12 protein-coding genes are annotated in these 12629 nt (G+C 62.8%); 6 read left to right on the top strand and 6 right to left on the bottom strand.

The window, feature by feature from the left end:
• Positions 1-9 precede the first annotated feature (9 nt).
• The 4 genes from ftsY to AC0NIE_RS05380 all read right to left on the bottom strand — a co-directional run bounded on the left by ftsY (position 10) and on the right by AC0NIE_RS05380 (position 4289).
• A complete protein-coding gene (gene ftsY, locus AC0NIE_RS05365; RefSeq protein ID WP_473485947.1) occupies positions 10-1719 on the bottom strand; it encodes a signal recognition particle-docking protein FtsY in 1710 nt (569 codons plus the stop codon).
• A gap of 11 nt (positions 1720-1730) precedes the next feature.
• Positions 1731-3068 (bottom strand): tRNA (N(6)-L-threonylcarbamoyladenosine(37)-C(2))-methylthiotransferase MtaB, encoded by a 1338-nt coding sequence (gene mtaB, locus AC0NIE_RS05370; RefSeq protein ID WP_473485946.1) that lies wholly within the window; start codon positions 3066-3068, stop codon positions 1731-1733.
• Positions 3068-3952 carry a diaminopimelate epimerase gene (dapF, locus tag AC0NIE_RS05375; protein ID WP_473485945.1) on the bottom strand — a complete coding sequence of 295 codons (885 nt, stop codon included), beginning with the start codon at positions 3950-3952 and terminating at the stop codon, positions 3068-3070. The genes mtaB and dapF overlap by 1 nt, the downstream gene beginning before the upstream one ends.
• Before the next feature lie 175 nt (positions 3953-4127).
• A complete protein-coding gene (locus AC0NIE_RS05380) occupies positions 4128-4289 on the bottom strand; it encodes a DUF1328 domain-containing protein (protein WP_473486015.1) in 162 nt (53 codons plus the stop codon).
• A gap of 197 nt (positions 4290-4486) precedes the next feature.
• Here AC0NIE_RS05380 and AC0NIE_RS05385 point away from each other — a divergent pair, with 197 nt between their 5' ends.
• The gene (locus tag AC0NIE_RS05385) at positions 4487-5746 is read left to right on the top strand and encodes a flavin-containing monooxygenase (RefSeq protein WP_473485944.1); all 1260 of its coding nucleotides are present in this window, start codon (positions 4487-4489) and stop codon (positions 5744-5746) included.
• Here AC0NIE_RS05385 and AC0NIE_RS05390 read toward each other — a convergent pair.
• A complete protein-coding gene (locus AC0NIE_RS05390) occupies positions 5743-6783 on the bottom strand; it encodes an MBL fold metallo-hydrolase (RefSeq protein ID WP_473485943.1) in 1041 nt (346 codons plus the stop codon). The two genes, AC0NIE_RS05385 and AC0NIE_RS05390, sit on opposite strands and share 4 nt — an antisense overlap.
• A 262-nt stretch (positions 6784-7045) precedes the next feature.
• On the opposite strand from AC0NIE_RS05390, the gene AC0NIE_RS05395 reads away from it, so the two are divergent.
• Together AC0NIE_RS05395 and zapE are read left to right on the top strand one after the other, a co-directional pair.
• Positions 7046-7585: an AprI/Inh family metalloprotease inhibitor gene (locus AC0NIE_RS05395; RefSeq protein ID WP_473485942.1), complete on the top strand. Its 540-nt coding sequence runs from the start codon at positions 7046-7048 to the stop codon at positions 7583-7585.
• An 81-nt stretch (positions 7586-7666) separates the two neighbouring features.
• Entirely contained in the window at positions 7667-8863 is a 1197-nt protein-coding gene (zapE, locus tag AC0NIE_RS05400) for a cell division protein ZapE (protein WP_473485941.1), read from the top strand.
• A gap of 211 nt (positions 8864-9074) precedes the next feature.
• Here the strand turns inward: zapE and AC0NIE_RS05405 are convergent, their stop codons facing one another.
• The gene (locus tag AC0NIE_RS05405; RefSeq protein ID WP_473485940.1) at positions 9075-9503 is read right to left on the bottom strand and encodes a GNAT family N-acetyltransferase; all 429 of its coding nucleotides are present in this window, start codon (positions 9501-9503) and stop codon (positions 9075-9077) included.
• A 218-nt stretch (positions 9504-9721) separates the two neighbouring features.
• Between AC0NIE_RS05405 and mdh the strand changes: the two genes are divergently transcribed.
• The 3 genes from mdh to AC0NIE_RS05420 all read left to right on the top strand — a co-directional run bounded on the left by mdh (position 9722) and on the right by AC0NIE_RS05420 (position 12582).
• Positions 9722-10690 carry a malate dehydrogenase gene (mdh, locus tag AC0NIE_RS05410; RefSeq protein ID WP_473485939.1) on the top strand — a complete coding sequence of 323 codons (969 nt, stop codon included), beginning with the start codon at positions 9722-9724 and terminating at the stop codon, positions 10688-10690.
• A gap of 31 nt (positions 10691-10721) precedes the next feature.
• Positions 10722-11915: an ADP-forming succinate--CoA ligase subunit beta gene (gene sucC / locus AC0NIE_RS05415; RefSeq protein ID WP_473485938.1), complete on the top strand. Its 1194-nt coding sequence runs from the start codon at positions 10722-10724 to the stop codon at positions 11913-11915.
• 295 nt (positions 11916-12210) lie between these two features.
• A complete protein-coding gene (locus AC0NIE_RS05420; RefSeq protein WP_254017006.1) occupies positions 12211-12582 on the top strand; it encodes a cupin domain-containing protein in 372 nt (123 codons plus the stop codon).
• Positions 12583-12629: the final 47 nt, after the last annotated feature.

Below are 12629 nucleotides of genomic sequence, written 5' to 3' on the forward strand. Positions count from 1 at the left end.
TCATGCTTGTTATGCCACTCCAGCGATCGCCCTGGCGAACTCGCTTGCGGAGAAAGGTTCGAGGTCGTCGACCTGTTCGCCGACGCCGATGAAATAGACCGGCAATTTGTGCTTTGCCGCGATCGCCACCAGAATACCGCCGCGTGCCGTGCCGTCCAGCTTGGTCATCACCAGGCCGTTGACGCCGGCGACATTGCGGAAAATCTCGACCTGGTTGAGTGCGTTCTGGCCGGTGGTGGCGTCGACCGTCTGCAGCACGGTGTGCGGCGCCTCCGGATCGAGTTTGCCCAGCACCCGGACGATCTTTTCCAGCTCCGCCATCAGCTCGGTCTTGTTCTGCAGCCGCCCGGCGGTGTCGATGATCAGCACGTCGGAGCCGGCTTGCCTGGCCTGTTCGAACGCGTCGTAGGCAAGACCTGCCGCATCGGCGCCAAGCTTGGAGGCGATGACCGGCGACTTGGTGCGCTCGCCCCAGATCTTCAACTGCTCTATTGCCGCGGCGCGGAATGTGTCGCCGGCTGCGAGCATCACCGACAGGCCGCCGTCGGTCAGCTTTGCCGCCAGCTTGCCGATGGTCGTGGTCTTGCCTGTGCCATTGACGCCGACGACAAGGATGACATGCGGCTTGTGGCTGAGGTCAAGCTCCAGCGGCATGGCGACATGGGTCAGCACCTTCTCCACCTCGCTCGCCATGATGGCGCGGACTTCCGTCTCGGAGACGTCCTTGCCGTAGCGGCTGGCGGCCAGCGAATCGGTGATGCGCAACGCCGTCTCCATGCCGAGATCGGCCCGGATCAGCACGTCCTCCAGATCCTGCAGCGTGTCCTCGTCGAGCTTGCGCTTGGTGAAGACGCCGGCGATGTTGCCGGACAGTTCCCGGGAAGAGCGGGCAAGCCCCTCCTTCATGCGCTGGAACCAGGAGCGTTTCGGTCCCGGTCCCGGCGCCTTCTGCGGCTCCGCTTTCTGCTCGACCTTCTTGGTTACAGTGACCTTGCCGGGGGCCGGCTTTGGCTCCGGCGGTGGTTGCGGAACGGCCTCCGGCTCGGGTGCGATCTCGGCAAGCACCGGCTTCGCCTCGATCGGCGCCGGCTGGCGAATGGGGGGCGGGATTTCGGCCGGCGGCGCCTCAGGCTCGGGCGCAGTTGAGGGGGCCTCGGCGGGCGGTGCCGGCATTTCGACGGACTCCGGCTCCGGCTGTTTTTCCGGCTGGAACGGGGCGATTTCTGGCGGCTGCGGCTCGGGCTCAAGAATTTCCTGCGGCTCTGGTGCAGGAACTGGCTCAGCGATGACGGGAGCGGCCGGGATTTCTTCGGGCTCCGGCTCCGGCGGCCGCAGTTCCTCGACCGGAGCAGGCTCTGTCTGGATTTCTGGCTCGGGCGGAACGGTAGGAGCGGGCTCGGGCTTTGGCTCCTCGACCGAAGCCTGCTCCGGCTGGATTTGTGGCTCGGGGGAAATGATCGGAGCGGGCTCGGCCTCTTCAACAGGCGCCGGTAGCGGCGCAGGCGGTGCTTCCGCCTCGACCGGTGGCGGAGGCGCAGCTTCTGCCTCGGGCCGGGGCTCTTCGCGTTTCAAAAATTCCGGAACGGCCTGCTCCGTCGCCGGTTTCAGCGCCTCCAGAGCGTCCCATTTGATCGGCGGCAGCGGCGTGGTCTCGTCGATCCGCTCCTCGACCACTTCCTTCTTGCCGAACGAAAATATCTTCTTGAGAAAACCAGCCATGTTTTTGCGTCTCAGGCGGCGCGGGCGGCAAGCGGCGCCGCGATCAGTCTGATACCGTCATGGCCGACGATATCAGCCTCAACGATTTCGCCCGGCGCGCCGGCAGAGATCGCGGCAAGCGTGAAGCCTTCGGTGCGGCCGAGCCCATCGCGCTCGACCAGGATCGACTGGCGCGTTCCGGTGAGCGAGGAAAGGTGGCCGCGGTAAGCGGCGTCGCCGGCGGCGCGCAGCCGTGCCGCGCGCTGCTTGACCACCTCGCGGCGAAGCTGCGGCATGCGCGCGGCGGGCGTGCCTTCGCGTGGCGAGAACGGAAAAACGTGGAGATGCGTCAGCCCGCATTCCTCGACGATCTCCAGCGATTTTTCGAACATCGCGTCCGTCTCGGTCGGAAAACCGGCGATGATGTCGGCGCCGAAGACGATGCCGGGACGCAGTTTGCGCAAATCCTCGCAAAAGCGGATCGACTGATCCCGGTTGTGCCGGCGCTTCATCCGCTTCAGGATCATGTCGTCACCCGCCTGCAGCGACAAATGCAGATGCGGCATCAGCCTGGGCTCGGTGGCGATGGCGTCGAGCAGATCGTCGTCGGCCTCGATCGAATCGATCGAGGAGAGGCGCAGGCGTTTTAGGCTAGGCACCTGCTTCAGGATTGTCTTGACCAATTTGCCGAGTCTCGGGCTGCCAGGCAGGTCGGCGCCGAAACTGGTCATGTCGACGCCGGTCAGCACGATCTCGGCATAACCATTGCCGCTCAGCCGCTCGACCTGCTCGACCACGGCCCCCATCGGCACCGAGCGCGAATTGCCGCGGCCGTAGGGGATGATGCAGAAGGTGCAGCGGTGGTCGCAGCCGTTCTGCACCTGGACAAAAGCCCGCGCCCGGCCCTCGATGGCGTCGACCATGTGGCCGGCCGTCTCGCGTACCGAAAAGATATCGTTGACGCGAGCCTTCTCGGTATCGTTGACGCCGAAATCCGGCAGCGCGCGATAGGAATGCGCCTTCAGCTTCTCTTCATTGCCGAGGACGAGATCGACCTCGTCCATGGCGACGAAACTCTGCGGCTCGGTCTGCGCGGCGCAGCCGGTGACGATGATGCGGGTGGCCGGGTTCTCGCGGCGGGCCTTGCGGATCGACTGTTTTGCCTGGCGCACCGCCTCGCCGGTGACGGCGCAGGTGTTGAAGATGATGGCGCCGCCTTCCAGCGCGCCAAGGCCGGCGCTTTCCGCCTCTCGCCGCATCACCTCGGATTCGTAGGTGTTCAGCCGGCAGCCGAAGGTGACGACGTCAACACCTTTAGGAAGAGTGGGGCCCCTGGAAAGAGCGGGACCCTTCTTGGCAAGAGGAGCCATCAGGCGGCGCTTTCGGTGTCGCGGGCCCACACCCCGGTCGACGGATCGAAGCTGCCGGAAAATTCCCATTCGGCGGCGCCGGTGAGGATGACGTGGTCGTCGCCGCGCCATTCGACATGCAAGGAGCCGCCGCCGGGCGTCACCAAGGAGACACTGCTTCCGGTCCGCCTGGTGCGCGCGGCGGCGACGACGGCGGCACAAGCCGCCGTACCGCAGGCCTTGGTTAGGCCGGCGCCGCGCTCCCAGGTGCGGATGACCATCGTCTCGGGCGAGGTCACCCGTGCGATGGTGATGTTGGCGCGTTCGGGGAAGATCGGGTGATTTTCGAGCAGCGGGCCGAAGCGGTCGAGCTCATAGGACCAGACGTCGCGGTCGACCCAGAAGATAGCGTGCGGATTGCCCATCGACACGACCGAGGGCGAGTGCAGAACAGGCGCGTCGATCGGGCCGATCTGCAGCTCGATCATGCGGGTATCGCGGAATTCCTCGGCCAGCGGAATATCTTGCCAGCCAAAACGCGGCTTGCCCATGTCGACCGAGATCAGCCCGTCGGCATGTTCTTCGGCGTTGAGGATGCCGGCGACGGTCTCGAAGGCGAATGTCTTCTGGCCGGTCTCGGCGGCAAGTGCCTGCACCACGCAGCGCATGCCGTTGCCGCAGGCCTGCGCGCCGGTTCCGTCGGAATTCAGGATGTCGATGAAAAAGGCGGTGCCCGGAGTCCTGGCGTCGTAGATCGCCATGATCTGATCGAATTTCGTCGCCGCATCGGCATTGAGCGCAAGGGCGGCAGCCGGCGTCACCCGATCGGCGCGACCGCGCATGTCGGCAACGATGATCTCGTTGCCGATGCCGTTCATCTTGGCGAAGGGGGCAGTACTTGCCATGGATCGAAAGGTCTCATGCCGGTTTGGCGCCTATATGGCGGATACCGGCCGAAATTACCAGTGTGCGGACGTCAGAGGGACGTGCGTCCACTTGGACGCACAAAGTACGCTCTGACACTTTGAACCCGCGCATCGTGCTTTCCGAAAATCGATTCCGATTTTCGGGCCGATGCGTCTACGCCACCGCGAAGACGCCGAGCATGACCAGCAGGAAGATAATCAGCACGATGCCGATGAGGATACGGGCGCCGGTGGCGGCGGCCCCGGCCAGCGCCGGCATGCCGAGCAGGCTCGCCGCGGCCGCGATGATCAGAAGAATCATGATCCATTTGATCAGGAGAAAAACCTCGCAGCCGGCGGTTGTGGATCTGCCTACAAACGCGTCTGCGATGGCTTGGGTTCCAATTCCTTGGATTCTGCTAGGGCCAGCGACCGAAAGCTGGCAACATGGTAGCGGGCATGGCCGCCTCGCCGACGATAAGAAAGTCGGCACTCGTATGGTTGGGTTTTGACGGCTCGATAAGTCTTTAATCAATGGCTGAACGTTGCGATACGATCATCATCGGTAGCGGCCAGGCGGGGCTCGCCATGAGCTACTATCTTCAGCAGCATGAACGAAAGCATGTGGTGTTGGAACGCGCTCGTATTGCCGAACGCTGGCGGACGGAGCGTTGGGATTCGCTTCGATTTCAATTCATCAACCAGTCGATTGAGCTTCCTGGGCTTTCTTATCAGGCCCCTGAGCCGGAAGGGTTTGCCCATCACACCGCAATCTCGCAATTCATCGAGGACTATGCAGCAAAAATTGCAGCTCCGGTTCGCCAGGGTGTCGAAGTCACGAGGCTCTGGCAGAGGGATGCCGGCGATTATGCATTGGACACAAACGCCGGCAGCATGACAGCCCGCCATGTCATTGTGGCGACGGGCCCGTTCCAGCGTTCGATGGTTCCGGCTGCCGCCAGGAATTTGCCTCGATCCGTTTATCAGGTTCACGCTTCGAAGTACCGCGGCCCCGACGAGCTTCTCCCCGGAGCGGTGCTTGTGGTGGGCAGCGGCGCATCTGGAAGCCAGATAGCCGATGAACTCCAGCAATCCGGGCGCAAGGTCTATCTTTCGTTCAGCCCCCATCGTCGGGTGCCTCGGCGCTATCGCGGCAAGGATGTTTTGTGGTGGTTCGACAAAATGGGACGTTTCGAGATCACCATCGACAGTTTCCCGGAGCGGCGGTATCCCCCCTCGACGGTCGTAACCGGCGTCAACGGCGGCTACGATATGAACGTCCGCCGCTTCGCCCGCGACGGCGGAACGGTGCTGGGACGTGTGCTCGGATGCGCCGATGGAAAACTGTCGATTGCCGACGATGCCTGCCAGATTTTGGCTGAAGCCGACAAGTCTTATGACGATTTTGTTTCCGCTGCGGAGACGTTGGCAGACAAACGTGAAGTCTCAGACCACATTCGCGACAGCGATGAACTTTCACTAACTCCAATCCCGGCGGAAATCGGCGATGCCCGGTCAGTCGATATTGCCGGCGAGAACGTCAGCTCGGTTGTCTGGGGAACGGGATATCTCTTCGACTACAACTGGATGGATTTGCCAATTTTCGATGCGCGCGGTGCACCCGTTCAACAGCGTGGCGTGACAGCGTTTCCTGGCTTGTATTTTCTTGGCCTCCATTGGATGCACACCTTTGGCTCCGGCCTTCTCTCGTACGTAGGTCGCGACGCCGCCTATATAGCCAGGCACATGGAAGCCTTGGGATTCCCTGCGCGGCGAAGCCGGTCGACTGTCTAGACCGCCGGCACGTCCCAGACCTCGCCGGGACGCAGGGCGCGAAAGCGTTCGCGAGGGACGCCCTGGTCATCCAAGGCCTCGCCCAGCTTTCTGGCCGGCTCGTCGATCGGCTCGTTGGTGAGCCGGAACGTGCCCCAGTGGCAGCCGGCAGCATGGGCGGCGTTGCACAAAAGCATGCCTTGCACCGCCTCCTCCGGATTCTGGTGGTGTGGCGCCATGAACCAGCGCGGCTCGTAGGCGCCGATCGGCAGGATGGCGAGGCGGAAGCCGCCGTGCCTTTCGGCCATCAGCCGGTAGTTGATGCCCTCGTGGAAACCGGTGTCGCCGGCGAAATAGACCTTTCCGCCTGGCGTCTCGACCACAAAACCCGCCCACAGCGCCATGCGCCGGTCGCGGGTGCCGCGCGCCGACCAGTGGTGCACCGGCTCGACATGGACGGCGACGTCCTTGCCGATATCGACCCGCTCGCCCCAGTCATGCGCGGAAAGCCGCATGCCGGGAACGCCATCGTCGATGATGGCGTCGTTGCCGAGCGGCGTCAGCACCAGCGGGTCGTGCTTCGTCTTCAGCCGCTTCAGCGTGGCGAGGTCGAGATGGTCGTAGTGGTTGTGGCTGACCAATACGAGGTCGATCGGCGGCAGGTTGGAAAAGGCGATGCCCGGCGGATTGACCCGTTTCGGCCCGGCAAAGGAGAGCGGCGAGACGCGCCGCGACCAGACCGGGTCGGTGAGAATGTTCAGGCCGGCTGTCTGGATGAACAGCGAGGAATGGCCGACCATGGTCAGCCTCAGTTCGGAGCCGTCGATCCGTTTGGCCGGTGTCGCCTGATGAAACGGACTTGGATTCGCCGCCGGCCATTTCGAGCGTTCGCCGCCCAACTGCCACTTCAAAAGATCGGAAAAGCGGGCAGGCAGCTTGCCGTTGGGATTGAAGAACAAGGTGCCGTCGAAATGATCGCTCGGCGGGCCGCTGTAATAGCGATTGGCGGCTCTTTTTCTCGCAGCCAAGGTTTCGCCTCCGGCAGGGTTCCGTTTCATCAGAGATAGGACCGGACCCGGCTGGCGCAAGCATTTGGCGGCCGAATGCCAGGAGCACGCCTGTCCAGCAAAACAGCTGCGCGCCTCTGTCAGACCTACAGGGCAGGCTTTTAGGCTGCATGTATTTTGTGGTAAAATTGCAACAGATGCTGCCGCAAAAAGTATTTTAACCATATCGGGTTGAAATTTCGCCACCTTCTCCATCTTGGTGATGGGAGATTGTGCGGACGGCAGCCCGAGCCGGATCCGACGGAGGTTTGAAATGAATTTTTCGAAAACCGGTCTGCTGGCCGTATCGCTTGCCGCGCTCGTTGCGAGCGGCTGTTCAACGTCACGATTCTCGTCGATGGACCAGCAGCCGTCGCCGCTTGAGGCCGCGCCCTCCGGCACGGTGACCGCAAATCAGCTGCCGCCGCCGGCGGCGCCCGGCACTGCCGACCCGTCGAAATTTCCAACGGCGCCGCAAGGTTCCGAGGTGGCTTCGCTGCCACCGGGCGGGACGGCTCCGGCCGGGGCTGCGGATCTTACCGCCTCCAGCGTCGCCGGCGTGTGGAAGGCCAGCGTCTCCGGCCAGAGCTGCCAGGTGGCGACGCCACAGACCAAATTCGGCGCCGGCTACCGGGCCGGGCCGCTGCATTGCCCGGCGCCGATCAACGGCATTAAGTCCTGGAACGTCGCCGGCAAGCAGTTGACGCTGTACGACGAGAATGGCGGCACGCTGGCACGGCTCTATTCCTCGGGCGGAGAGAAATTCGACGGCCAAACTTCCAACGGCCTGCCGATCTCGCTTACAAGAGGCTGACCCGCCCCATTTATTTTTACGCAAATCCGACGGAAAACCGAGACATACTTTTCTTGGAATTGCTCTAGAACGACGTGACCGATGCATCTGCGTGACGGCCTTCAGACCCATGCGACCGTCCGGCAGCGCCACGACCATCTGGTTGTGTCAGGCCTGATCGACCGCGATCCGGCGCAGGAGCGGATCGTCGCGGCACTCGACCGGCTGATCGATGAGATCTCGGCAAAGCGGCTGGCGCACAAATCGAGCGCGCTGGGCTGGCTGTTCGCCCGTAAGCGCGAGACGCGCGAGCCCGTCAAGGGCCTCTACATCCATGGCGGCGTCGGCCGCGGCAAGACCATGCTGATGGACATGTTCTTCGAGCTGGTGCCGGTCAGGCGCAAGCGCCGTGTGCATTTCAACGACTTCATGGCCGATGTGCAGGACCGTATCCAGAAGCACCGGCAGGCGCGCAAAGAGGGCACCGTCAGGGAAGACGACCCGATCGCGCCGGTGGCCCGCACGTTGGCCGAGGAAGCCTGGGTGCTTTGCTTCGACGAGTTTTCCGTCACCGACATCGCCGATGCGATGATCCTGTCCCGGCTGTTCTCGGCGCTGTTTGCCAACGGCGTCGTGCTGGTCGCCACGTCCAATGTCGCGCCGCAGGATCTCTACCGCGACGGCTTGAACCGCAAGCTTTTCCTGCCCTTCATCGGCATCCTGGAGCGGCATGCGCAGGTGCTGGCGCTGGACGCCGACAAGGACTATCGGCTGGACAAGCTCAGCCGCCTGCCAGTCTATGTCACCCCCGCCGATGCCGCCGCCGATGCTGTTCTCGACGAGGCCTGGGAAGTGATGACGCATGGCAGGCCGGCGGCCGAGGCTATGCTGACGGTAAAGGGCCGGCAGGTCGTGGTGCCGCGTGCCGCCGGCGAAGCGGCGCGGTTTTCCTTTGCCGATCTTTGCGAAAAACCGCTCGGCGCCCGCGATTTCCTGGCGATTGCCGGCCGCTTCTCGACCGTCTTCATCGATCATGTGCCGGTGCTCGGCGAAGGCATGCGCAACGAGGCCAAGCGCTTCATCCTGCTGATCGACACTCTATACGACCATCATGTGCGGCTGGTAATGAGCGCCGCTGCACCGCCACCGCAGCTGTATACGGCCAAGCGCGGCGCCGAGGTGTTCGAGTTCGAGCGCACAGCGTCACGGCTGATCGAGATGCAGAGCCATGAATGGCTTGAGGACTGGGTGGAGAGGCAGAAGGCGACGCTGACCGAAGCGCAGCAGGCTCGGGCCTGAAGATAGTCTCCGGAAGGTCGCGATCCTTCGCGCCCCCCTCTGTCCTGCCGGACATCTCCCCCACAAGAGCCACAAGAGGGGAGATTGGCCGTCATCTTTCGCCAGCCAATCTCCAACGTCGCAGGCGTGAGCGGAGCGTCGAAGCTGCTGATCTCCCCCCATGTGGGGGAGATGTCCGGCAGGACAGAGGGGGGCGCTGTCCCGCCGGCGCCTATAGTCGATACACATACATCACGAACGCCTCCGCCGGCCCGTGCGGCTCATTCCGCGCCTCATAAAGTGCGCGCGCCGCGACATTGTGCGGCTCGGTGCCGACCCACGCCTCCTCGCAGCCATGCTCCCGGCCGAGCTCAAACATGGCGTCGAGCATGTTCGTCGCTATGCCCTGGCGCTGGAAGGCCGGCGCCACGCCGACTTCGTCGATGTAGAGTTCGCTCACCTTGTCCGGGTGGCGGTGGATGACGGCCGCGCATTGGCCGACGACTATGCCATCGGCCAATGCCACAATCATGAAATGACCTGATGAGGCGAGATAGGCGGCAAGGCGATCGGGCGTGACCGGCTCGTCGAACACGTCCTCGGCGACCCGCATCACAAGGGTGTCATCGCCGGGAAACAGCCTTCTTATTTCCATCTTCATTGCGTAACTTTCCCAAGTCGGCTCAATTCTTTTGACGCTTACGTAATTCCCGTTGTTTCTAACCGATTGAAATTGTTCACTCCAAAATAATCGTTTGAATTTCTTCCGCGCTGGGGCTATTGGGGGCGGCGAAAATTCGCGGCTTCCCCGCAGCATTCCGGCCCGCTTCTTCGACGCCGTCATGGCGCCGTCACAGTCTAAAGGGACAACATCCTCACATGGCACGCAACAAGATAGCGCTCATCGGCTCGGGCATGATCGGCGGCACGCTCGCCCACATGATCGGCCTCAAGGATCTCGGCGACGTTGTGCTGTTCGATATCGCCGAGGGCATCCCGCAAGGCAAGGGGCTGGATATCGCGCAGTCGTCGCCGGTCGATGGCTTCGACTCCAGGCTGGTCGGCGTCAACGATTATGCCGGCATCGAGGGCGCCGACGTCTGCATCGTCACCGCCGGCGTGCCGCGTAAGCCCGGCATGAGCCGCGACGACCTTCTCGGCATCAATCTGAAGGTCATGGAGCAGGTTGGCGCGGGTCTCAAGAAATACGCGCCGAAAGCCTTCGTCATCTGCATCACCAACCCGCTCGACGCCATGGTCTGGGCGCTGCAGAAGTTCTCCGGACTGCCGAAGAGCCATGTCGTCGGCATGGCCGGTGTGCTGGACAGTTCGCGCTTCCGCTACTTCCTGGCCGAGGAGTTCAAGGTGTCGGTCGAGGATGTCACCGCCTTCGTGCTCGGCGGCCATGGCGATTCCATGGTGCCGATGATCCGCTATTCGACGGTCGCCGGCATCCCGCTGCCCGACCTCATCAAGATGGGCTGGACCTCGAAGGAAAAGCTCGACCAGATCGTGCAGCGCACCCGAGACGGCGGCGCCGAGATCGTCGGCCTGCTCAAGACCGGCTCGGCCTTCTACGCACCGGCCGCCTCGGCGATCGCCATGGCCGAAGCCTATCTCAAGGACAAGAAGCGCGTGCTGCCCTGTGCTGCGCATCTCTCCGGCCAGTATGGTGTCAAGAACACCTATGTCGGCGTGCCGGTGGTGATCGGCGCCGGCGGCGTCGAGCGCGTCATCGAGATCGAGCTCGGCAAGGCCGAGCAGAAGATGTTCGACAGTTCGGTGGCGGCGGTGCAGGGCCTGTGCGAGGCCTGCGTCAAGATCGCTCCGCAACTCGCCGCCAAGTGACCCGCCGCCAATTGACCCGGAGATATCTAGCATGAACATCCATGAATATCAGGGCAAGGCGCTGCTGAAGGGCTTTGGCGCACCGGTGGCCGAAGGCGTGCCGGTGTTTAGGGCAAGCGAGGCGGAAGCCGCCGCCAAGGCGTTGCCCGGCCCGCTCTATGTGGTGAAGAGCCAGATCCATGCCGGCGGCCGCGGCAAGGGCAAGTTTAGGGAACTCGGCCCCGACGCCAAGGGCGGCGTCAGGCTGGCGAAGTCGGTGGCCGAAGTGGTCGCTAACGCCAAGGAAATGCTTGGCCACACTCTGGTCACCAAGCAGACCGGCCCGGCGGGCAAGCAGGTCAACCGCCTCTATATCGAGGACGGCGCCGACATCGAGCGCGAACTCTATCTGTCGCTGCTGGTCGACCGCTCCGTCGGCCGCATCGCCTTCGTCGTTTCGACCGAGGGCGGCATGGACATCGAGGCGGTCGCCCATGACACGCCGGAAAAGATCATCACCCTCGCCATCGACCCGGAAAAGGGTGTGACGGCGGCTGATTTGAAAGAACTCAACGGCGCGCTGAAGCTTGACGGCGACGCCGCCAAGGACGGCGAGACGCTGTTCCCGATCCTCTACAAAGCCTTTCTCGAGAAGGACATGAGCCTGCTCGAGGTCAACCCGCTGATCGTCATGAAGAACGGCCGGCTGCGCGTGCTCGACGCAAAAGTGTCGTTCGATAATAACGCGTTGTTTCGCCATCCCGACGTGATGGAGCTGCGCGACATCACCGAAGAGGACGAGAAGGAGATCGAGGCGTCGAAACACGACCTCGCCTATGTCGCGCTCGACGGCAATATCGGCTGCATGGTCAATGGCGCCGGCCTCGCCATGGCGACGATGGACATCATCAAGCTCTATGGCGCCGAACCGGCCAACTTCCTTGATGTCGGCGGCGGTGCGTCGAAGGAGAAGGTGACGGCGGCGTTCAAGATCATCACCAAGGATCCGGCGGTCAGGGGCATCCTGATCAACATTTTTGGCGGCATCATGAAGTGCGACATCATCGCCGAGGGCGTGATCGCAGCAGTCAAGGAAGTCGGGCTGCAAGTGCCGCTGGTGGTGCGGCTGGAAGGCACCAATGCCGAACTCGGCAAGAAGATCATCAACGACAGCGGGCTCAACGTCGTCTCGGCCGACGACCTCGACGATGCCGCGAAGAAAATCGTGGCGGCGGTGAAGGGCTGAGCCTGATGGGCCAACCAGTTTCTCCGTTGATCGGTGGCTTGGCCCTCATGGGAATGGGACTTGTTTGGCTTTGTGTGGTTGCCTTAGTCATAGCCGGGTGGGGCGATGAAAAAAAGGCGATAAAGTACGGTCTGTTTCTGCCTGGGCAGTTTGAATTTCAGAGGCAATTTCGACCGGTCTTCGTTGGAATTGCTCTTTGGGTATTCAGGCCAATCGCGTGGACCATGTTGGTGGGCGGTCTTTGCACGTCTCTTTACGGTGTGTTTGAAAAATTTCAGGTTTGGGTCCAATCGTAATGCCTCCGCACAAGATAAACCTGGTCGAGGCGGCGGATCAGAAGATCAAAAAGGTCTTTGATCCGCATATCGCCGGTGACGTCAACGATGCCCAGGTCAAGATCGCCAAGTTCGGCGATGTCTTCGACTGGCACGCGCATGACAATGAGGACGAGGCGTTCCTGGTGCTGCGCGGCCGCATTGCCATCGATTTCCGCGACGGCACGGTGGAACTTGGCAGCGGCGAATTCATCGTGGTGCCGCGGTCGGTCGAGCACCGGCCGCGCTCGCTGAGCGAGGAGCCGGTGGTGCTGATGTTCGAGCCTGCGACGACGCTCAACACCGGCAACGCCAAAAGCGACCTCACCGTCGCCGATCTCAAGCGGCTCTGACCTGACGATGACCGCGCAGCCTTCCTCCATCAACGGTTTGTAAAAAG

It is taken from the genome of Mesorhizobium sp. WSM4842 (genome assembly GCF_055901575.1).